Here is a 21,664-nt window from a genome sequence, read left to right on the forward strand (position 1 = left end):
TGTAGTGAATCAGAAACAACTCGGGGCTGAATGAACAGCCCCGGTGATTAACGTTTTGCTGAAGGCCTTAACCTACACGGTAGTTAGGCGCTTCCTTGGTGATTTGCACGTCGTGGACATGGGACTCGGCCATGCCGGCGCCGGTGATGCGCACGAACTCCGGCTTGGTGCGCATCTCTTCGATGTCCGCGCTGCCGGTGTAGCCCATGGAAGAACGCAGGCCGCCCATCAGTTGATGGATGATGGCGCTCAGGGTGCCCTTGTACGGCACGCGACCTTCGATACCTTCCGGCACCAGCTTCTCGGCACCCGCGGAGGAGTCCTGGAAGTAACGGTCGGAAGAGCCCTGGGCCTGGGACATGGCGCCCAGCGAACCCATGCCGCGATAAGCCTTATAGCTACGGCCCTGGAACAGTTCGATCTCGCCTGGGGCTTCTTCGGTACCGGCGAACATCGAACCCATCATCACGCAGTAGGCACCGGCAACGATGGCCTTGGACAGGTCACCGGAGAAACGGATGCCGCCGTCGGCGATCAACGGCACGCCGGTGCCTTCAAGGGCGGCGGCGACGTTGGCGATGGCGCTGATCTGCGGCACGCCGACACCGGCGACGATGCGAGTGGTGCAGATCGAGCCAGGGCCGATACCGACCTTGACTGCGTCGGCGCCGGCTTCGGCCAGGGCCTTGGCAGCTGCGCCGGTGGCGATGTTGCCGCCGATCACCTGCACGTCAGGGAAGTTCTGCTTGACCCAGCGAACGCGGTCGATCACGCCTTTGGAGTGGCCGTGGGCGGTGTCGACCACCACCACGTCAACGCCGGCGTTGACCAGGGCGGCGACGCGGTCACCGGTGTCCTTGCCGGTGCCGACAGCGGCGCCGACGCGCAGACGACCTTGGTCATCCTTGCTGGCCAGCGGGTAGGCCTTGGCTTTTTCGATATCGTTGACGGTCATCATGCCCTTGAGGGCGAACTTCTCGTCGACGATCAGCACGCGCTCGATGCGGTGCTTGTGCAACAACTCGCGAACTTCGTCCTTGCTGGTGCCTTCCTTGACCGTGACCAGGCGCTCTTTAGGCGTCATCACTTGACGGACGGAAGCGTCCAGGCGGTTTTCGAAACGCACGTCGCGGGAAGTGACGATGCCGACCAGGTCGCCATCGTGCAGCACCGGAACGCCGGAGATGTTGTGCATGCGGGTCAGTTCGAACAGATCCCGGACCGTGGCGTCAGCCTCGATGGTGATCGGATCCTTGACCACGCCGGCCTCGAACCGCTTGACCTTGCGCACTTCGGCGGCCTGCTGTTCGATGGTCATGTTCTTGTGGATGATCCCGATACCGCCTTCCTGGGCCATGGCAATGGCCAGACGGGCTTCGGTCACGGTGTCCATGGCGGCGGAAACCAGGGGGATATTCAGTTCGATGCCACGGGTGAGACGGGTTTTGAGACTGACTTCGTTAGGCAGCACCTCGGAATAACCGGGCACTAGGAGAATGTCGTCGAAGGTCAGAGCTTCTTGGCTGATACGCAGCATCGCGGGGGCTCCCGAGCGGGAAAATGGAAGCGCGCCATTATACTCATGCACCCCGTCTGGCTCAATGTAAAACTCTGTCTATTATTGGCGGGGTGATTGGCGGGACTGAACACTGTACTTGGGCCACGGGAATTGCATGTTTTCTCCCCACTACAACTCCACCTTCACCCAACTCACCGGCTGATCCAGCCAATCGGCGAATTCATCGATAAAGTCCTGCTTGAACCCCGCCTCCAGCCAATTATTGAAAATGAAACCCAGGTTCGAGAAAGCGCAGGGTTGCAGGAACAGGAAACCGTTGATGTCGTCCTCATGCCCGCATTCAGGACAAGTGAAGTTATCGGTGCGCCCAGGCATCCAATCTTCCAGGCTTTCAAACAGCGCTTCGCCGATTTCCTTGCGACACTCGGCGCAACCGGCTTCTTCGAGAAAACCCTTGGCCGGCGTATAAATGCAGCGCTTGGTGATGACCTCCAGGCCGTTGACCGATTCGCCAAACGGCAGCGCGTCGGGATGCAGGACCACGTCACGGGCACCGGGAGCGATAGCGTGGGCCATTCGATTGCCAGTGCGGCCGCAGGTGGTCAGTTGCTCTTCGACGATATTCTTGCGCACCAGCCAGCGCACGATCGCCCGAGCCCGAGGCTCGTGGACCGGCAAGGTGGAAATTTTCGGGACGATGATGCTTTGCGAATTCATGGGACATCCTGCGGTGAATCTACTGGTGGCGGCGAGCGAGCCCGCGCCCACCTTGAACCTATGGGCAATGGTGCATTGTACCGCGCCGATTCGCGGAAGGTTTTTCGCTGAACATGGAGATTGAGCAGCGAATGCCCTTATCATGCCGCCCATGATTAAAGATCCCTTTGCCCGATTGGGCCTGGACCGCGAGGTCCTGACTGTCAGCCAGCTCAACGGCCGCGCGCGGGTGTTGCTGGAGGACGTGTTCAGTAACATCTGGGTCGAGGGCGAGATTTCCAACCTCGCCCGACCCGCTTCCGGCCACGTGTACTTCACCCTCAAGGACAGCGGCGCCCAGGTGCGTTGCGCACTGTTCCGGCAGAACGCCGCGCGGGTGCGCCAGGCCTTGAAGGACGGATTGGCGGTGAAGGTGCGCGGCAAGGTCTCGCTGTTCGAAGGCCGTGGCGATTATCAACTGATCCTCGACACCGTCGAGCCGGCCGGCGATGGCGCCCTGCGCCTGGCCTTCGATGCCCTGAAGGAAAAGCTCAGCGCCGAGGGCCTGTTCAGTGCCGAGCGCAAGGTGCCACTGCCTGCCCATCCGCAACGCATCGGCATCATCAGCTCGCCCACCGGCGCGGTGATCCGGGACATCATCAGCGTGTTCCGCCGCCGCGCGCCGCAGATATCCCTGACCTTGATTCCCACCGCCGTGCAAGGCCGCGAAGCCACTGGGCAAATCGTCCGAGCCCTGAAACTGGCCGATGCCCGCGGTTTCGATGCGCTGATCCTGGCCCGGGGCGGCGGTTCGCTGGAAGACCTGTGGTGCTTCAACGAGGAAGCCGTGGCCCGGGCGGTGGACGCCTGCGTCACGCCGATCGTCAGCGCCGTTGGCCATGAGACCGACGTGTCCATCAGCGATTTCGTTGCCGACGTGCGCGCCCCTACACCTTCCGCCGCCGCTGAACTGCTGGCGCCGGATGCCGGCGACCTGGTGCGCCGGGTGGAAAGCCTACACCGACGATTGGTAATGCGCATGCGCGATCGCTTGATGCGCGACCAGTTGCGCCTCGAAGGCCTCACCCGGCGCCTGCGCCATCCCGGCGAACGCCTGCGCCAACAGGCCCAACGCCTCGATGACCTGGACATGCGCATGCGCCGGGCCTTCGAACGCAGTCTCAATACCCGCCGCGAACGGCTGATCCGCCTCGAAACGCGCCTGGCCGGACAACACCCGGGCCGACAACTGGCCATGTTGCGCCATCGCCTCGACAGCCTCGCCGAACGCCTGCCCCGAGCCATGCGCGAAGGTCTTAAAACGCGACGCGTACAACTGCAAAACCAGATGCAGACGCTGCACATCGTCAGCCCGCTGGCGACTCTTGGCCGTGGCTATAGCATCCTGCTCGACGAACGCGGCCATGCCATACGCAACGCCGGGCAAACCCGCACCGGCCAGCGCCTGACCGCCAAGCTCGGCGAAGGCGAACTGCTGGTACGGGTCGAAGACAACCACCTGACGCCGGTCACCCTTTCTTTACTGGATTGATTCATGTCGCGATTTCTCGGCCCCTTGCTCTTGCTGTGCCTGACCTTCAACGCCCACGCCGACAGCTACATCACCCGCCTGTTGAACAAACCGGTGCCCGGTGGCGTGGCCGTGGTGGACCTGGGCAGCGCGGCCCAGGCTCCCAAAGCCACCTATCAGGGCAAACCGGTGTTGGTGGTCAAGGAACAGCAGAATTGGCTGGCGATCGTCGGCATTCCGCTGACGGTCCAGCCCGGCACGCAGCAGATCAGCAGCGGCGGCAGCACCCAACCCTTCGTGGTCGGCTACAAGAAGTATCCCGAGCAGCACATCACGCTGAAGAACAAGCGTCAGGTCAACCCGAACCCGGCGGACCTCAAGCGCATCGACGCCGAGCTGGCGGTGCAATTGAAGGCCTACCGCAGCTTCAGCCCGAACATCCCCAGCAACCTGTTGCTGGACAAACCGGTCAACGGCCCGCTGTCGAGCAAGTTTGGTGTGCGCCGCTTCTTTAATGGCGAAGAGCGCAATCCCCACGCCGGCCTGGACTTCGCCGTGCCCGCCGGCACGCCGATCAAGACTCCGGCAGCCGGCAAGGTGATCCTCACGGGCAATTACTTCTTCAATGGCAACACCGTGTTCGTCGACCATGGCCAAGGCTTCATCAGCATGTTCTGCCACATGTCGAAGATCGATGTGAAAGTCGGCCAGCAACTGGCCCGGGGCACCGTGGTCGGTAAAGTCGGCGCTACCGGTCGCGCGACGGGGCCGCACATGCACTGGAACATCAGCCTGAACGATGCGCGGGTGGATCCGGCGATTTTTATCGGGGCGTTTCAACCCTGAGTTTTGTGATGATGCAACGGGCTTGCTCGCGAAGGGCAGCCGCATCGCAGTCCGTCATCATGGATTGCCAGGCAAGAAACATCGACGCAATAAAATTACAAATACGTCAGCATCACGCGATTAAATCTCGCAAACCAACCTAAAAGCAGAACTTCTCTCAATTTTTTTCGACTGCTTGCAACCCCCCGTCCACACGGTTAGGGTTGAAGGCATGAAAACCTCTCACACCCTCATCCAGCTTCGCCAGCACCGCAGCCTGTGCCTCGTCAGCGCACGACTGCCAGGCTGAATCGCGGCACCTCGTCCCGGCTGAAAGGCCAACCCATTCGAACCACCGGCAGGCCGCCTCTTTCCGGCCACGACAATAAGGATTCCGCCCATGAGCATGCTCAAAGACCCGTCTTCGAAATACCGCGCTTTCCCGACCATCAACCTGCCGGATCGCACCTGGCCATCGAAGACCATCACCGCCGCGCCAATCTGGTGCAGTTCCGACCTGCGTGATGGCAACCAGTCGCTGATCGAGCCCATGGACGCCGCCAAGAAGCTGCGCTTCTGGAAAACCCTCGTTGCCGTGGGCGTGAAGGAAATCGAAGCGTCGTTCCCGGCCGCGTCCCAGACCGACTTCGACTTCGTGCGCACCCTCATCGAGGAAGGCCACATCCCGGACGACACCACCATCCAGGTGCTGACCCAGGCCCGTGAAGACCTGATCGCCCGCACGTTCGAATCCCTGCGTGGCGCCAAGAAAGCCATTGTCCACCTCTACAACGCCACCTGCCCATCGTTCCGCCGCATCGTGTTCAACCAGGACAAGGAAGGCGTGAAGGAGATCGCGGTGAACGCGGCCAAGCTGTTCGTCAAGTACGCCGCGCAACAGCCGGAAACCCAGTGGCAGTTCGAATACTCTCCAGAAACCTTCAGCGCCACCGAGCTGGAGTTCGCCAAGGAAGTCTGCGACGCAGTGATTGAAGTGTGGAACCCTACCCCGGAACGCAAGGTGATCCTCAACCTGCCGGCCACCGTGGAAGTCGCCACCCCGAACATCTACGCCGACCAGATCGAGTGGTTCCACCGCAACATCAGCCGTCGTGACAGCGTGCTCATCAGCCTGCACACCCACAACGACCGTGGCACCGGCGTGGCCGCCACCGAGCTGGGCCTGATGGCCGGTGCCGACCGTGTCGAAGGGTGCCTGTTCGGCAACGGCGAACGCACCGGTAACGTCGATCTGGTGACCGTGGCGCTGAACCTCTACACCCAGGGCATCGACCCCGAGCTGGACTTCTCCGACATCGATGGCGTACGCAAAGTGGTCGAGGAATGCAACCAGATCCCGGTGCACCCACGTCATCCGTACGTCGGCGACCTGGTTCACACCGCATTCTCGGGCTCGCACCAGGATGCGATACGCAAGGGCTTCGCCCAGCAGAAACCGGATACCCTGTGGGAGGTGCCGTACCTGCCGATCGACCCGGCCGACATCGGCCGCAGCTACGAGGCGGTGATTCGCGTCAACAGCCAGTCGGGCAAGGGCGGTATCGCCTACCTGCTGGAACAGGAATATGGCATCAGCCTGCCGCGACGCATGCAGATCGAGTTCAGCCAGGTGGTGCAGCGCGAAACCGATCGCCTGGGCCTGGAGATGACCGCCCAGCAGATCCATGCCCTGCTGCAGCGTGAATACCTGCAAGCCAACACCCCGTACGCGCTGGTCAGCCATCGCCTGCAAGAAGAAAACGGCAACAGCGCCGTGGAAGTGGAAGTGGCGAGCAAGGGCCAGGGCGAGACCAACCTGCACTGGCGCGGCAAAGGCAACGGCGCGCTGGAAGCGCTGGTGGCCGGCCTGCCGATTCCGGTGGAGATCATGGATTACAACGAACATGCCATCGGTGCCGGCACCAATGCCAAGGCGGCGGCGTACATCGAACTGCGGGTCAACGGCGAGCGTGCGGTGCATGGCGTGGGTATCGATGAGAACATCACCACCGCGAGCTTCAAGGCACTGTTCAGTGCGCTGAACCGCTCGCTGAGCCAGCCGGAAGCCAAGGCGGCTTGATCGGTCACTGAAAATCAAAAAGGCCCTGGGGTGTGAACCCCGGGGCCTTTTTGTTTGGCTTGATGGTTTTGTGCGGCCTGTCAGACAACCAGAATGTCAGGCATGGGTATCGATCGAAACTGTCATCGCCTGCAACAGCGCTGCCTGCAGGGTCTGCAAAGTCGCCTGGGTTGCCATGATCTGGGTCTGGATCGCCATGGTTTCCTGGGCTTTTTGTTCCTGGTCGGCTCGGCTTTTCTGCACTCGGGCCAGTTGGGCTTGCTGTTCGGCCAGCAACTTCTCGGTCCGCTCGATCTGCTTCTTCAGCTGTTCGATAACGTTGCTGCCACTGCTGCCGCCCACACCGGCGATGTTCGCGCCACTGGTGTCGACTTTCAGTGTCTTGTCCTTGCCTTCGCCGGTTTCAGACGATGTTACTGGACTGACCGCTTTTTCTTCTTCGGCCCCACGGATGGAGACTTTCGGGGCCGACAATGGATAAGGGTTTACGGTCGTTGCGCTGATGCTGGTCATAGGGACTCCTCCTTGGCTGACCCGTTATCGGCACGCAACAGCCGTTCTTGAGGGCTGAATCGTTTCAATTCGTGAATTCGAAGCGATCAGCGTCCAGGTTCGCCGGAAACCGAGTGCGATACGCCGCCAGCTCCGTCGCACTCAGGGAAACAGAAAACACCCCATCGGCTTCACCGGCGCTGAGCAGCGTCTCACCCTGGAAGTCGAGCACCTGGGTGTCGCCGGTGTAGGCGAAGCCCTTGCCGTCGGTGCCGATCCGGTTCACCGCCGCCACGTAGCACAGGTTTTCGATGGCCCGCGCCGGCAGCAAGCGGTTCCAATGCTGGCGCCGGGCGCCCGGCCAGTTAGCGGTGTACAGCAACAGATCGGTGTCCTCGGCGTCGCGGCTCCACGCGGGAAAACGCAGGTCGTAACAGATCAACGGTCGGATCCGCCAGCCCTTGAGCTCGAACAGCACCTGCCGCTCGCCCGGCGTGTAATGGTTGTGCTCGCCGGCCATGCGGAACAAATGGCGCTTGTCGTAATGCAGCACCTCGCCATCGGGCCGTGCCCACAGCAAGCGATTACGATGACTGCCGTCGCCAGCCTGGATGATCACGCTGCCGGTGATCACCGCATCCATTTTCGCCGCCTGGTCCTTGAGCCATCGGCTGGTGGGCCCGTGCTCCGGCTCGGCCAGGGCCTCGGACTCCATGGAAAAACCGGTGGTGAACATTTCCGGCAGGATGACCAGGTCCGCCCCTCGCGCCTGGTCGAGCAGTGCCTCGAAATGTTCCAGGTTGGCCCGACGGTCGTGCCAGGCCAACGTGGTCTGGATCAAGGCAATGTTCAGGTTCGGCAACGCGCTCAGATCACGCATAGTTTTTCCGCCGCTTCGCGCAGCGTCTCCTCGCGCTTGGCAAAGCACAGGCGCACCAGGCGCTGGCCCTGTGGCGGGTTCTGGTAGAAGACCGAGATCGGAATGGTCGCCACGCCGTGTTCGCGGGTCATCCACACTGCCATGTCGACGTCATTGAGGTCCGGGCGGATCTGCGAGTAATCCACCAGCTGGAAATAAGTGCCGGTGACGCGCTTGAAGCTGAACCGCGACGGCGCCAGCAGATCGCAGAACAGGTCGCGCTTGGCCTGGTAGAAGTCCGGCAGCTCGTCGACGTGCTCCGGATGCTCGGCCATGTAATCAGCCAACGCATACTGTAATGGGGTCACGCCGCAGAAGCTGACGTATTGATGCACCTTGCGCAGCTCCGCCGTCAGGGCCGGGGGCGCCACGACGTAACCGGTCTTCCAGCCCGTAACGTGGTAGGTCTTGCCAAACGAACTGACCACGAAGGCACGGCGATACAGCTCCTCATGGGCTAGCACGCTGACATGGGGCACGCCGTCAAACACCAGGTGCTCATAGACTTCGTCGCTGATCAGGTAGATGTCGCGGTCGCGGATCAAGGCCGCCAACTGGTCCAGCTCGGCGCGGCTGATAAGGGCGCCGCTGGGGTTGTGCGGCGTGTTGAGGATGATCATGCGCGTGCGCGGGCCCAGGGCTTGGTCCAGCTTGTCAAAGTCGATGGCGAAGTCGTCCACGCCCAGCTGAACGTGCACGCAACGCCCGCCGGCCAGTTGCACGGCTGGTTCGTAGCTGTCGTAGGCAGGATCGAAGACGATCACTTCGTCGCCGCTGTTAACCACCGCTGCGATGGCGCAGAAAATCGCCTGGGTCGCGCCAGGGGTCACGGTGACTTCCTGATCGGCATCGACGCTGGCGCCATAGCTGCGGGCGATCTTCGCCGCAATCTGCTGACGCAGCGCCGGCAGGCCGGTCATGGGGGAATATTGGTTGTGGCCTTGGGCTATGTGCCGGCCGACCGCATCGCGCAGGGCTTGCGGGCCATCGAAATCGGGAAAACCCTGGGACAGGTTCAGCGCACCGGTCTGCGCGGCGAGCTGGGACATCTGGGTGAAAATAGTGATGCCGACGTTCGGCAACTTGCTGGTGATCATCGAGGTTTCCCTGGGTCTGCACCCGGCTCTGGTGCGGCGCGGGAGAGGTCGAGGATAGCCCAATCGCCGGGCATGAAAAAGGGTGCCCGTGGGCACCCTCTTCAATTGCCGCCTCGCCACAACGGCGGTCCCGGGAGAAGACTGGATCAGCGCTTGTCGCGGCGCTTCTTGTCGGCCTTCTTGTGGTGCGACATCAAGCGACGTTTCTTGTTGACCTGACGGTCGGTGAGCGTGTTCTTGTTGCCTTCGTACGGGTTCTCGCCACCCTTGAACTCGATGCGAATCGGCGTACCGACCAGCTTCAGGACGCGACGGTAGGTGTTCTCCAGGTAGCGAACGTACGACTTGGGCACCTTCTCGATCTGGTTGCCGTGGATCACGATGATCGGCGGGTTGGCACCGCCCAAGTGGGCGTAGCGCAGCTTGATCCGACGGTTGTTGACCATCGGCGGCGCGTGCTCGCCGACGGCATCTTCGAGGATTTGGGTCAGGCGATTGGTCGGCCAGCGGGTCACTGCGGACTTGAACGAGTTCTGCACCGATGCGTAGAGATTGCCCACGCCCGTGCCATGCAAGGCCGAGATGAAGTGGATGTCGGCGAAGTCGACGAAGAACAGCCGGCGCTGCAATTCGACCTTCACGAAGTCGCGCTCGCTCGGCGTCATGCCGTCCCACTTGTTGATCGCGATCACCAGCGCACGACCGGCTTCCAGGGCAAAGCCCAGCAGGTTCAGGTCGTGATCGACCACGCCTTCGCGGGCGTCCATCACGAAGATCACCACGTTGGCGTCCTTGATCGCCTGCAGGGTCTTGACCACGGAGAACTTTTCGACTTCTTCGTGGATCTTGCCGCGCTTGCGCACACCGGCGGTGTCGATCAGCGTGTATTTCTCTTCGTTACGCTCGAAGGGAATGTAGATGCTGTCGCGGGTGGTGCCGGGCTGGTCGTAGACGATGACCCGATCTTCGCCGAGCATGCGGTTGACCAGCGTCGACTTGCCCACGTTCGGGCGGCCGATGATTGCGATCTTGATGCCGTCTTTTTCGCTCGGGCCCGGAATGCGCTTGGCTTCCTCGCCTTCGGCAACGACTTCTTCCTCGCCCTCTTCCGGCTCGTCTTCGTCGTCTTTCGGAAAACTCTCCAGAGCGATTTCCAGCATCTGGGTGATGCCACGGCCGTGGGCGCCGGCGATCGGGATCGCCTGGCCCATGCCCAACGGCGCGAACTCGGCGCGGGCCATGTCCGGGTCGATGTTGTCGACCTTGTTGGCGACCACGTAGGAACGCTTGTTACGCTTGCGCAGATGCTCGGCGATCATCTGGTCGGCGGCGGTAAAACCGGCCTTGGCGTCTACCAGGAACAGCACGACATCGGCTTCTTCGATGGCGAGCAGCGACTGCTCGGCCATTTTTTCGTCCATGCCGTGTTCATCACCGGAGATGCCGCCGGTGTCGACCAGAATATAGGTACGCCCTTGCCACTTGGCCTCACCGTATTGGCGATCACGGGTCAGACCGGACAAGTCGCCGACGATGGCGTCGCGAGTCCTGGTCAGGCGGTTGAACAGGGTGGACTTGCCGACGTTCGGTCGGCCCACCAGGGCGATTACGGGAACCATGCGGCTCTCCACTTCGTTATTTCAGAAAATACAAAAGCCGCTGCGAGGCAGCGGCTGGTGCTCGGGGCAGCCTGTGCTAGCACTGCAAGCCTCGTGAACAAGGCCGCTTGGGGGATTAGCCCCAAGCATAGTCTTACTTGATGGTCAGGGCTTCCAGTTTGCCGCTGTTGCCATACACATAAATCATGCTGCCCACCACCAGCGGACGGGCGCGCAGGCCGTCGCTGTCGATGCGCTCACGGCCGACGAAGCGACCGTCCACCTGGCTGAGCAGGTGCAGGTAACCTTCCAGGTCACCGACTGCAACGTAGCTGGAGAACACTTCCGGGGCCGACAGTTGACGACGGGCCAGGGAATCGTTGCTCCACAATGCGGTGGTGGAACGCTCGTCAACGCCTTCGACCGTGCCCGAGGACAGGCTTACGTAGACGCTGCCAAAGCCTTGTGCGACACCCGCGTAACTGGACGCATCGCGCTGCCACAGCGGACGACCGGTTTCCAGGTCAAGCGCCGCGACGCGGCCCTGGTAGCTGGCGACGTACAGCGTACCGCCGGACAGCAACAAGCCGCCGTCGATGTCGACCACGCGCTCCAGCTCCGAACGACCTTGCGGAATCGCTACGCGCTGCTCCCAGACCGGCACGCCGTTGGAAATGTCCAGGGCCACGACTTTACCGGTCGACAGGCCAGCCACCGCGAGGCGGTTGGTGACGATCGGTGCGCTGGTGCCGCGCAGGGTCAGGACCGCTGGGGTGCTGTCATACAACCAGCGCTGGTTGCCGGTGGCGGCGTCCAGGCCGATCAAACGGTCATCCTGGGTCTGGACCACAACCACGTCGCCGTTGGTGGCGGGCGGTGCGAGGACTTCGCTGGTCACGCGGGCGCGCCATTTCTCTTCACCGCTGCTCGCGTCCAAGGCGACGATCTCGCCCTTGAGCGTGCCGATCATGACCAGCCCGTAACCCACGCCAACGGCGCCGGACACAGGCAGCTCAAGATCCTTCTCCCACTTCACATCGCCATTCATGCGATCCATGGCCATGACGACGCCAGTCACGTCGCCGGCATAGATGGTGTCGCCGTCGATGGCAGGCACCAGCATGTTGTAGGTTTCACCCTGGCCGTCACCGATGGAGCGGCTCCATTGCTTCTGCAGCACGACTTCTTCTTTGAAGTCGGTCAGCTCGGCCGGAGGCAGTTCTTTCTTGCTGTTGCTGCTGCAACCCGCGGCCAGAATGGCCAGGGCCAGCAATGCTGCATGTTTCCAACGGATCACGTCACGCATCCCCTTTGGCCAGGTCGTCCAGCTTGATTTGCAGGCCACCGACCGCGGCTTCATCCGACAGCGCAGCCTTGGCTTTTTGGTAGGCCGCATGGGCCTCATCGGCACGGCCCAGCTGTACCAGCAGGTCGCCCTTGAGTTCTTCGCGAGTCGCCAGGAATGCCTTGTCGGCATCGCCGTCGAGCAGTTTCAAGGCGTCTTCGGCCTTGTTCTGTGCAGCCAGGACCTGTGCCAGGCGCTGACGCGCCACTTCGCCCAGGGTTGGGTTGGCCGGCTTGTCGACGATCGCCTTCAGCTCGGTGGCCGCGTCATCCAGCTTGCCACTGTCCACCGCGACCTTGGCCACGAACAGGCTGCCGTACTGGGCGTAGGCGGTGCCGCCGAACTCTTTGTTGAGCTTGCCGGCCAGGTCCGCCACGCGGGCCGCGTCAGGCTTGCCGTCCGGGGTCAGGGTGGTTTCCAGCAATTGCTGATAGAGCATCGAGGCGCCTTGCGACTGGTTGCTCTGGTATTTCTGGTAGGCCTGCCAGCCGAACACGATGACCAGCGCCAACAGGCCGCCAGTGACCAGCGGCTTGCCATTGCGCGTCCACCAGTCCTTCAAATCCGCCAGCTGTTCATCTTCGGTACTCGACACCCCAATACTCCTTAATCGCTAAATCGGCTGTTTGACAGCTTCAACCCTGCACGACGCAGGTGGCCAGGTGTGCAGCAAGCGCATCCCAGGCAATGCTTTGTTGTTCGCCCTGGCCACGCAGGGGTTTGAAACCTACCACTTGTTGGGCCAGTTCGTCGTCGCCGAGGATCAATGCGTACAGCGCACCGCTCTTGTCGGCCTTCTTGAATTGGCTCTTGAAGCTGCCGGCGCCGGCGTTGATCTGCAGGCGCAGGTTGGGCAACTGGTCGCGCACGCGCTCGCTCAGGGCAAGGGCGGCCAGTTCGGCTGCCTCGCCAAAGGCGCACAGGTAGACGTCGACCTGGCGGGACAGCTCCTCGGGTACTTTTTCCAGTGCTTCAAGCATCAGCACCAGCCGCTCGATGCCCATGGCAAAACCCACGCCCGGGGTCGGCTTGCCACCCATCTGCTCCACCAGCCCGTCGTAGCGGCCGCCGGCGCACACGGTGCCCTGGGCGCCGAGCTTGTCGGTGACCCATTCGAAAACGGTCTTGCTGTAGTAATCCAGGCCACGGACCAACTTGGGGTTGATCACGTAAGGAATGCCCACGGCGTCCAGGCGTGCCTTCAGCCCCTCGAAATGCGCACGGGACTCGTCGTCGAGGTAGTCGGCCATTTTCGGCGCGTCCACCAGGATCGCCTGGGTCTCGGCATTCTTGGTGTCGAGCACACGCAGCGGGTTGGTCTTCAAGCGGCGCTGGCTGTCTTCATCCAGCTTGTCGATGTGTGCGGAAAGAAACTCCACCAACGCTTCACGGTAGCGACCACGGGATTCGCTGGTGCCCAGGCTGTTGAGCTCAAGCTTGACCGCATCACGCAGCCCCAGCTCGCCCCACAGGCGCCAGGTCATCACGATCAGCTCGGCGTCGATGTCCGGCCCTTCCAGGTTGAACACTTCGAGACCGATCTGGTGGAACTGCCGATAACGACCTTTCTGCGGGCGTTCGTGGCGGAACATCGGGCCGACGTACCAGAGCTTCTGCACTTGGCCGCCGCCGGTGATACCGTGTTCGAGCACTGCACGCACGCAAGCTGCGGTGCCTTCCGGGCGCAAGGTCAGCGAATCGCCGTTGCGGTCGTCGAAGGTGTACATCTCTTTTTCGACGATGTCAGTCACTTCACCGATGGAGCGTTTGAACAGCTCGGTGAATTCGACGATCGGCATACGGATCTGCCGATAACCGTAGTTGTCCAGCAGACGCGCCACGGTGCCCTCGAAATAACGCCACAGGGGCGTCTGCTCGGGCAGGATGTCGTTCATGCCACGAATGGCTTGCAGAGACTTGCTCACATGTATTCCTTAATCTTGCGACTTAACCGCGGGCGATGACCGCTGCGTCGGCTTCGACCTTTTCGGCCGCTTTCTGGCGGATCAGCCGTTCCAGCTCATCCACCAGATTGTCATTCGTCAGTTTCTGCGACGGCTTGCCGTCGATGTAAATCAGGTTCGGTGTTCCGCCGGTCAGGCCGATATGGGCCTCCTTGGCTTCGCCAGGCCCGTTGACCACGCAGCCGATCACCGCGACATCCAGCGGCACCAGCAGGTCTTCAAGACGCCCTTCCAGCTCGTTCATGGTCTTGACCACATCGAAGTTCTGCCGCGAGCAGCTCGGGCAGGCGATGAAGTTGATGCCACGGGAACGCAGGTGCAGGGACTTGAGAATGTCGTAGCCGACTTTCACTTCCTCGACCGGGTCAGCCGCCAACGAGATTCGGATGGTATCGCCAATCCCTTCGGCGAGCAGCATACCGAGGCCGACGGCGGATTTCACCGTACCCGAACGCAACCCACCGGCTTCGGTGATGCCCAGGTGCAGTGGCTGGACGATTTCCTTGGCCAACAAGCGGTAGGCTTCGACGGCCATGAACACGTCGGAGGCCTTCACGCTGACCTTGAAGTCCTGGAAATTCAGGCGTTCGAGGTGTTCTACATGACGCAGCGCCGATTCCACCAGCGCCGCCGGGGTCGGTTCGCCGTATTTCTTCTGCAGGTCTTTTTCCAGGGAGCCGGCGTTGACACCGATGCGGATCGGGATGCCCCGGTCCCGGGCGGCATCCACCACGGCACGTACACGGTCTTCACGACCGATGTTGCCTGGGTTGATGCGCAGGCAATCAACACCCAACTCCGCTACGCGCAAGGCAATGCGGTAGTCGAAATGAATGTCGGCCACCAACGGGACCTTGACCAATTGCTTGATCTTGCCGAACGCCTCGGCGGCGTCCATGTCCGGCACGGACACCCGCACGATGTCGACGCCGGCGGCTTCCAGGCGGTTGATCTGCGCGACCGTGGCGGCCACGTCATTGGTGTCGCTGTTGGTCATGCTCTGCACAGCGATTGGCGCATCGCCGCCCACGGGCACGTTACCGACCCAGATTTTCCTGGACTCGCGACGCTTGATTGGAGATTCGCCGTGCATGACTTATTGACCCAATTTCAGGCGAGCGGTCTCGCCACTGGTGAACGGAGCCACATCGACCGGCTGGCCGTTGTAGCTGACCTGCGCGCCACGGGCATAACCCAGGCGTACGGCAAACGGCGGCTTGCCGGTGACCGAGGCAGTATCGCCCTTGCGCTTGAGGCCGCTGAACAACACTTTGCCGTTGCCGTCGGTGATCTGCGTCCAGCAATCGGCGATGAACTGGATTTGTACCTGGCCGTCGCCCGGCGCAGGGGCCGGAGCGGCTGGAGCAACCGGGGCTGCCGGCACCGTCGGAGCCGCCACGGTCGGCGCCGGCGTGGCAGGAGCCGGACTGGCCGGAGCAGCTGGGGCAACTGGCGTGCTACCGGCATGTGCCGGCGCAGTCGGCGCGGCAGGCGCTGGCGCAGGTGCTGGAACGGCTGGGACGGCAGGCTCTGAACCCGCGGCGGCATCGGCCTCGCCATTATCCGGGCCTGGCGGCAAGGCCAGGGCAGTTTCGCCTTCGGCCTGGCCCTGGACCACGGCCTGGTCTTCCGGCTCGTCCAGCGGATGGATCTGGGTGGTGCCGTCGGCGCCTTCGACTTCGACGTGCTCAGGGTTCATGACAACCGGCTCCTTGCCACGCAAGGAAGCCTGGTCCTGCCACCAGACGAAACCGCCACCGATCACCGCGATCAGCAGCAGCAGGCTGACGATGCGCAAGATGGTGTGGGAAACACGCACTGGCTCTTCGATACGGCCCAAGCTGTGCACATTGCTGCCCTGGGCGTCGGAACCGGTGTATTGATCGAATTGCTGGACCAGCGTGGTCTGGTCCATGTCGAGCAGTTTGGCGTAGGCACGGATATAGCCCCGGGCGAAGGTATGCCCTGGCAATTTGTCGAACGCGCCGGCTTCCAGATTGCTCAGGGAAGTTACGGTGAGATTGAGCTTGAGGGCCACTTCGGCCAGCGACCAACCATTGCTTTCGCGGGCTTGACGCAAGGTCTCACCGGGATTTACGCGAGTCGCTGCTACAACTTCGGGATGCGCCGCTTTCATCATTGCTCCGACAGGTATTGCTGATATTCCGGCGTACCGGGATAAAGTCTTTTGAGTTGCAGGCCATAGCTTGCGGCCTTGTCACGATCTTCAAACACATGTGCCAGCCGAACGCCGAGCAATAGACTACGTGCATTTTGCTCGCTGAGCAGGCTAAAACGCTCGTAATAGTCACGCGCTGGCACATAATGCCTGTCTTCGTAAGACAACTCAGCCATTTCCAGCAACGCACGCGGTTGTTGGCGGTTGAGCCGCAGCGCCTTTTCAAGTTGCTGGCGGGCCAGGTCGCGCTGGCCGAGTTTCGCGGCGGTGATGCCGAGGTTTTCAAAAACCCGTGAACGTTCGGGGTAAAGGGTATCGGCGGCCGCTTGCTCGAAACGTTCGTAAGCGTCCTTATAGCGGGCCTGCTCGTAGAGAAAACTGCCGTAGTTGTTCAGGATACGGGCATCTTGCGGCCGGGCGGACAAGGCCTTGCGAAAATGCTCGTCAGCCAGTTCCGGCTCCAGCTCCGCCTGGAACACCAGGGCCAACGCCGCGTTGGCATCGGCATCGGAGCTGTCCAGTTCCAAGGCTTTCTTGAGGGGCACCTTTGCCCTTTCGGTCATGCCCTGCTGCAGGTAGCCAATGCCCAACTGCACATAGGCTTCACGCGCCTCGTCGCGCCCTTTGCTGGTCTTCATCGGGTTGTAGTCGCCCGACAGTACACAACCGGAGCAGAGTCCGGCCAACAGCAACAGCAGCGCAAAGCGCAGGGACATAGAGTTCCTCTCTTAGTGACTGTTCGCAGCGTTCTGCGCGACATCGTCGGCGGCGTTCAATTCGCGCACGGCAATGTAGCGTTCGCTGCGACGGGTGCGATCCAGCACCTGTCCTACCAATTGGCCACAGGCGGCATCGATGTCTTCGCCGCGAGTAGTGCGCACGGTGACGTTGAAGCCTGCGTGATGGAGCTGATCCTGGAAGCGACGAATCGCGTTGTTGCTCGGACGCTCATAACCGGAATGCGGGAACGGGTTGAACGGGATCAGGTTGATCTTGCACGGGATATTCTTGAGCAGCTCGATCATCTCGACCGCGTGTTCAACCTTGTCGTTCACATCCTTGAGCAGGGTGTACTCGATGGTCAGCACGCGCTTTTCGCCCAGGGACGACATGTAGCGCTGGCACGACTCGAGCAGCATCTTAAGCGGATATTTCTTGTTGATCGGCACCAATTGGTTACGCAATGCGTCATTGGGTGCGTGCAGCGACAACGCCAGGGAGACGTCGATGTGCTTGGCCAGCTCATCGATCATCGGCACCACGCCGGAGGTGGACAGGGTCACGCGGCGCTTGGAGATGCCGTAGCCCAGGTCGTCCATCATCAGGTGCATGGCGGAAACGACGTTGTCGAAGTTCAGCAGCGGCTCACCCATGCCCATCATCACCACGTTGGTGATGGCACGGTCGACGGTCGCCGGGACGCTGCCAAAGGATTTGTTGGCAATCCACACCTGGCCGATCACTTCGGCGGCGGTGAGGTTGCTGTTGAAGCCTTGCTTGCCGGTGGAGCAGAAACTGCAATCCAGGGCACAGCCTGCCTGGGACGAAACGCACAAGGTGCCGCGCTTGCCCTGGGGAATGTAGACGGTCTCGACGCAGCTGCCGGACGCCACGCGCACTACCCATTTACGGGTGCCGTCGCTGGAAATGTCCTGGCTGACCACTTCGGGGCCGCGAATCTCGGCAACAGCCTTGAGCTTTTCGCGCAGGGCCTTGCCGACATTCGTCATGGCGTCGAAGTCGTCGACGCCAAAGTGGTGAATCCATTTCATCACCTGGCCGGCACGGAAACGCTTCTCCCCGATCGAGTCGAAGAATTTCTCCATTTCCGGCTGGGTCAGGCCCAACAGGTTGGTTTTGCCGTTCGATGTAGTCATGGATTCACCTTCACTCAAAAGCCTGGGCTTAGCGAGTGGTTACTTCAGTAGCGGAGAAAAAGTAAGCGATTTCGCGAGCAGCGGCGGCTTCGGAGTCCGAACCGTGGACGGCGTTGGCGTCGATGGACTCAGCGAAGTCAGCACGGATAGTGCCGGCAGCAGCTTCTTTAGGGTTGGTAGCGCCCATCAGCTCACGGTTGCGAGCGATGGCGTTTTCGCCTTCCAGCACCTGAACGACAACAGGACCGGAGGTCATGAACGCAACCAGCTCACCGAAGAAACCGCGCTCGCTGTGCTCAGCGTAGAAGCCTTCGGCTTCGGCTTTGGACAGTTGCTTCATTTTCGAAGCTACAACGCGCAGGCCAGCGTCTTCGAAGCGGGTAACGATCTTGCCGATCACGTTTTTTGCAACGGCGTCAGGCTTGATGATGGAGAAAGTACGTTGAACAGCCATGGTGTAACTCCAGAAACGGTAATTTGCGAAAAATTAAACCCGCGAATTATACGCGGGTTCTTGGGTATTGCCTAACCTGCGAGGCGATCAGTCCAATTCTTTGGCCCAGAGCTCCTGGACCGCTTCCAACACCTTCTCGCCGACTCGGCCAGAAGTAGCATCGAAGTCAGGCAGCTCCAGAATCATCTGCTGCAGACGGACGAAACCTACAGAGTACGGATCCAGATCGGAGTGGGCTTCAGCCAACTCTTCAGCGATGCGTTGTACATCATTCCAACCATAGCTCATGACAGTGTCACCATCAGTGCGGCGCTTCGGCCGCATGGTTAAGCGAATATTTCGGGATTTCGACGGTCAGGTCTTCGGTGCCGACGATGGCTTGGCAGCTCAGACGTGATTGTGCCTCCAGGCCCCAGGCCCGATCGAGGAAGTCTTCTTCCAACTCGTCTGCCTCTTCCAGCGAATCGAAGCCCTCACGAATGATGCAATGGCACGTCGTGCAAGCACAGACGCCGCCACAGGCACTCTCTATCTCGATATGGTGCTCATGGGCCAGCTCGAGAATGGAAATTCCCGGCTCAGCCTCCACGACCATCCCCTCGGGGCAGAACTTCTCGTGAGGCAGAAAAATCACCTGCGGCATCAGTTATTCCTCGATTTCATTCAGGTTGCGCCCCGCCAGGGCGGCTTTCACCGTCGAGTCCAGGCGGCGGGCAGCAAAGGCATCGGTGACTTGCGACAGACGCTTGGTCTGCTGTTCGATGGCATAACCATCGGTGCCTTTCATCAATTCTGACAATTCCTGCATTTGCAGCTCGATGACCATGCGCTCTTCGGCATCGAGCAAACGGTCCCCATCGGCTTCAAGGGCGGCTTGTACGGCTTCGATCAGGCGCTGGGCGTCGACCTGCTGCTCGCGCAGCATGCGGGCAACTTTGTCGTCGCTAGCGTGCTGGAAGGAGTCCTTGAGCATCTTGGCGATTTCGCCATCCGTCAGGCCATAGGACGGCTTGACCTGGATGCTCGCCTCCACGCCGGAGCCCAGCTCGCGGGCGGAGACGTTGAGCAAGCCGTCGGCGTCGACCTGGAAGGTCACGCGGATCTTCGCCGCACCAGCGACCATGGCCGGGATGCCGCGCAGCTCGAAGCGGGCCAGGGAACGGCAGTCGCTGATCAGCTCACGCTCGCCTTGCAGCACGTGGATCATCATGGCCGACTGGCCGTCTTTGTAAGTGGTGAAGTCCTGGGCGCGGGCAACGGGGATGGTGGTGTTGCGCGGAATCACCTTCTCCATCAGGCCGCCCATGGTTTCCAGCCCCAGGGACAACGGGATCACGTCGAGCAACAACAGTTCGCCGCCGTCACGCTTGTTGCCGGCCAGGGTATCGGCCTGGATCGCGGCGCCGATGGCTACTACCTGGTCCGGGTCGATTTCGGTCAGCGGCTGGCGGCCAAAGGCCTCGGCAACCGCTTCGCGAACCCGAGGCACGCGGGTCGAGCCGCCGACCATGACCACCGCTTTCACGTCTTCCAACTCAACACCCGAATCGCGCACGGCACGGCGGCATGCCTTGAGGCTGCGGGCGACCATGGGCTCGATCAGCGCATTGAAAGCGTCGCGGGTCAGGGGGGCGTTCCAGTCGCCATAAGCGACTTCAACGGAGGTAGCGTCGGTCAAGGCTTCCTTGGCGGCGCAGGCAGTTTGTAGCAGATGGCGCTGCGCACCGGGGTCGAGGTCGGCGGAGAGACCGGCCTGTTCGATGATCCAGCCGGCAATGGCGTGGTCGAAATCGTCGCCGCCCAGGGCACTGTCGCCGCCGGTAGCGAGAACTTCGAAGACACCGCCGGTCAGGCGCAGGATCGAAATATCGAAAGTACCGCCGCCCAGGTCATAGATGGCGACCAGGCCTTCGGCATGCTGGTCCAGGCCATACGCAACGGCGGCGGCCGTCGGCTCGTTGAGCAAGCGCAGCACATTCAGGCCGGCCAGCTTGGCGGCGTCCTTGGTGGCTTGGCGCTGGGCATCGTCGAAATAGGCCGGCACGGTGATGACCGCACCCACCAGTTCACCGCCCAACGCGGCTTCGGCACGTTGGCGCAGGACTTTCAGGATGTCAGCGGAAACCTCTACCGGGCTTTTCGGGCCCTGGACGGTTTCGATGAACGGCATGTGGGATTCGCCACCGACGAAGCGGTACGGCAATTGATCGCCCAGTTGCTTGACGTCGGACAGACCACGACCCATCAAGCGCTTGACCGAGACAATAGTGTTCAGGGGATCAGAGGCGGCGGCCAGCTTGGCGGATTCGCCCACTTCGACGCGCTCGGCGTGATAACGCACGGCGGACGGCAGGATCACCCGCCCCTGCTCATCGGCCAGCGGTTCGGAAAGACCGCTGCGCAAGGCAGCGACCAGGGAATTGGTGGTACCCAAGTCGATCCCGACAGCCAGGCGACGCTGGTGCGGTTGTGGACTTTGGCCGGGTTCGGCGATCTGCAGTAGGGCCATCGTAATCAGGTCTTATCTGTAATCAGGCGTGCGACCGGAGCGGCACTGGGTTAATCGTCGAGGCGCTCTTCTAGCTGGCGCACTTCGTGGGTGAGCTTGTCGAGGAACTGCATGCGCCGCATCAGCCGTTCGGCCTGTTCGCGTTGCGCGGCATCGTTCCAACAGGCTGCGAAGCTTTCATTGAGTGCTTGCTGGGCATCCTTCAGGCGACGCTTGAATACCGCGACACCGGCCAGGTCGGCGCTGTCCTGCAGATCTTCAAGCTCTTCGCGCCATTGCATCTGCTGCAACAGAAACTCAGGGTCGTGCACCGTAACTTCCAGAGGCAGCTCGTGACCGCTGATGGCAAGCAGGTAGCGCGCGCGCTTGGCCGGGTTCTTGAGCGTCTGGTAGGCCTCGTTGAGGTTCGCCGACTGCTCGAGCGCCCGTCGTTGCTCCGCCTCGGAGGCATCGGCAAAGCGGTCGGGATGGACGCCACGGGCCAGTTCCAGATAACGCGCAGACAACTGATCGAGGTCCAACTGGAAAGCAGGCTGCAACTGGAACAACGCAAAATGACAAGGAGTACCCACGAGCAGC

The 21,664-nt window shown here is 61.7% G+C and carries 21 protein-coding genes; 3 read left to right on the forward strand and 18 right to left on the reverse strand.

Going from position 1 to position 21,664, the window contains the following annotated elements; genetic code table 11:
• Nucleotides 1–67 precede the first annotated feature (67 nt).
• Nucleotides 68–1,537, reverse strand: coding sequence for an IMP dehydrogenase (gene guaB, locus J3P79_RS21600; RefSeq protein WP_039592097.1), 1,470 nt, complete (start codon nucleotides 1,535–1,537; stop codon nucleotides 68–70).
• Between the two features lie 150 nt (nucleotides 1,538–1,687).
• The gene (locus tag J3P79_RS21605; protein ID WP_434605606.1) at nucleotides 1,688–2,236 is read right to left on the reverse strand and encodes a sugar ABC transporter ATPase; all 549 of its coding nucleotides are present in this window, start codon (nucleotides 2,234–2,236) and stop codon (nucleotides 1,688–1,690) included.
• A gap of 151 nt (nucleotides 2,237–2,387) precedes the next feature.
• On the opposite strand from J3P79_RS21605, the gene xseA reads away from it, so the two are divergent.
• From xseA to leuA, 3 genes are all read left to right on the forward strand, one after another.
• Nucleotides 2,388–3,767 carry an exodeoxyribonuclease VII large subunit gene (gene xseA / locus J3P79_RS21610; RefSeq protein ID WP_039592102.1) on the forward strand — a complete coding sequence of 460 codons (1,380 nt, stop codon included), beginning with the start codon at nucleotides 2,388–2,390 and terminating at the stop codon, nucleotides 3,765–3,767.
• Between the two features lie 3 nt (nucleotides 3,768–3,770).
• On the forward strand, nucleotides 3,771–4,592 hold the full coding sequence (locus tag J3P79_RS21615) for a peptidoglycan DD-metalloendopeptidase family protein (protein ID WP_434605608.1): 822 nt from the start codon (nucleotides 3,771–3,773) through the stop codon (nucleotides 4,590–4,592).
• 379 nt (nucleotides 4,593–4,971) lie between these two features.
• Nucleotides 4,972–6,651, forward strand: coding sequence for a 2-isopropylmalate synthase (leuA, locus tag J3P79_RS21620; RefSeq protein WP_039592105.1), 1,680 nt, complete (start codon nucleotides 4,972–4,974; stop codon nucleotides 6,649–6,651).
• Nucleotides 6,652–6,747: 96 nt separating this feature from the next.
• On the opposite strand, the gene J3P79_RS21625 is transcribed toward leuA, so the two are convergent.
• From J3P79_RS21625 to hscB, 16 genes are all read right to left on the reverse strand, one after another.
• Entirely contained in the window at nucleotides 6,748–7,164 is a 417-nt protein-coding gene (locus J3P79_RS21625) for a hypothetical protein (RefSeq protein WP_434605610.1), read from the reverse strand.
• Between the two features lie 64 nt (nucleotides 7,165–7,228).
• Complete coding sequence (locus J3P79_RS21630) at nucleotides 7,229–8,023, reverse strand: amidohydrolase (RefSeq protein WP_434605612.1); 795 nt, start codon at nucleotides 8,021–8,023, stop codon at nucleotides 7,229–7,231.
• Nucleotides 8,011–9,159 (reverse strand): pyridoxal phosphate-dependent aminotransferase, encoded by a 1,149-nt coding sequence (locus J3P79_RS21635; RefSeq protein WP_434605614.1) that lies wholly within the window; start codon nucleotides 9,157–9,159, stop codon nucleotides 8,011–8,013. Before J3P79_RS21635 ends, J3P79_RS21630 begins: the two co-directional genes overlap by 13 nt.
• A 146-nt stretch (nucleotides 9,160–9,305) precedes the next feature.
• The gene (der, locus tag J3P79_RS21640) at nucleotides 9,306–10,778 is read right to left on the reverse strand and encodes a ribosome biogenesis GTPase Der (protein WP_045155133.1); all 1,473 of its coding nucleotides are present in this window, start codon (nucleotides 10,776–10,778) and stop codon (nucleotides 9,306–9,308) included.
• Nucleotides 10,779–10,911: 133 nt separating this feature from the next.
• Nucleotides 10,912–12,063: an outer membrane protein assembly factor BamB gene (bamB, locus tag J3P79_RS21645; RefSeq protein ID WP_039592111.1), complete on the reverse strand. Its 1,152-nt coding sequence runs from the start codon at nucleotides 12,061–12,063 to the stop codon at nucleotides 10,912–10,914.
• The gene (locus J3P79_RS21650) at nucleotides 12,056–12,697 is read right to left on the reverse strand and encodes a tetratricopeptide repeat protein (protein ID WP_039592112.1); all 642 of its coding nucleotides are present in this window, start codon (nucleotides 12,695–12,697) and stop codon (nucleotides 12,056–12,058) included. Before J3P79_RS21650 ends, bamB begins: the two co-directional genes overlap by 8 nt.
• Nucleotides 12,698–12,737: 40 nt before the next feature.
• Nucleotides 12,738–14,027, reverse strand: coding sequence for a histidine--tRNA ligase (hisS, locus tag J3P79_RS21655; RefSeq protein ID WP_434605616.1), 1,290 nt, complete (start codon nucleotides 14,025–14,027; stop codon nucleotides 12,738–12,740).
• Between the two features lie 22 nt (nucleotides 14,028–14,049).
• Complete coding sequence (ispG, locus tag J3P79_RS21660; protein ID WP_003185136.1) at nucleotides 14,050–15,159, reverse strand: flavodoxin-dependent (E)-4-hydroxy-3-methylbut-2-enyl-diphosphate synthase; 1,110 nt, start codon at nucleotides 15,157–15,159, stop codon at nucleotides 14,050–14,052.
• A 3-nt stretch (nucleotides 15,160–15,162) separates the two neighbouring features.
• Nucleotides 15,163–16,203: a RodZ domain-containing protein gene (locus J3P79_RS21665; protein WP_434605617.1), complete on the reverse strand. Its 1,041-nt coding sequence runs from the start codon at nucleotides 16,201–16,203 to the stop codon at nucleotides 15,163–15,165.
• Nucleotides 16,203–16,961 carry a type IV pilus biogenesis/stability protein PilW gene (pilW, locus tag J3P79_RS21670; protein WP_434605618.1) on the reverse strand — a complete coding sequence of 253 codons (759 nt, stop codon included), beginning with the start codon at nucleotides 16,959–16,961 and terminating at the stop codon, nucleotides 16,203–16,205. Before pilW ends, J3P79_RS21665 begins: the two co-directional genes overlap by 1 nt.
• 12 nt (nucleotides 16,962–16,973) lie before the next feature.
• Nucleotides 16,974–18,122: a 23S rRNA (adenine(2503)-C(2))-methyltransferase RlmN gene (gene rlmN, locus J3P79_RS21675; protein ID WP_434605620.1), complete on the reverse strand. Its 1,149-nt coding sequence runs from the start codon at nucleotides 18,120–18,122 to the stop codon at nucleotides 16,974–16,976.
• Between the two features lie 28 nt (nucleotides 18,123–18,150).
• Nucleotides 18,151–18,576, reverse strand: a complete 426-nt coding sequence (gene ndk, locus J3P79_RS21680; protein ID WP_042727994.1) for a nucleoside-diphosphate kinase — start codon at nucleotides 18,574–18,576, stop codon at nucleotides 18,151–18,153.
• An 87-nt stretch (nucleotides 18,577–18,663) separates the two neighbouring features.
• Complete coding sequence (iscX, locus tag J3P79_RS21685) at nucleotides 18,664–18,864, reverse strand: Fe-S cluster assembly protein IscX (protein WP_434605622.1); 201 nt, start codon at nucleotides 18,862–18,864, stop codon at nucleotides 18,664–18,666.
• Nucleotides 18,865–18,877: 13 nt separating this feature from the next.
• Nucleotides 18,878–19,219 carry an ISC system 2Fe-2S type ferredoxin gene (gene fdx / locus J3P79_RS21690; RefSeq protein WP_039592120.1) on the reverse strand — a complete coding sequence of 114 codons (342 nt, stop codon included), beginning with the start codon at nucleotides 19,217–19,219 and terminating at the stop codon, nucleotides 18,878–18,880.
• A 3-nt stretch (nucleotides 19,220–19,222) separates the two neighbouring features.
• A complete protein-coding gene (gene hscA / locus J3P79_RS21695; RefSeq protein WP_434605624.1) occupies nucleotides 19,223–21,085 on the reverse strand; it encodes a Fe-S protein assembly chaperone HscA in 1,863 nt (620 codons plus the stop codon).
• 50 nt (nucleotides 21,086–21,135) lie between these two features.
• Entirely contained in the window at nucleotides 21,136–21,657 is a 522-nt protein-coding gene (hscB, locus tag J3P79_RS21700; RefSeq protein ID WP_039592122.1) for a co-chaperone HscB, read from the reverse strand.
• Nucleotides 21,658–21,664: the final 7 nt, after the last annotated feature.

Source organism: Pseudomonas sp. R1-7, from assembly GCF_051132105.1.
Taxonomy (GTDB): domain Bacteria; phylum Pseudomonadota; class Gammaproteobacteria; order Pseudomonadales; family Pseudomonadaceae; genus Aquipseudomonas.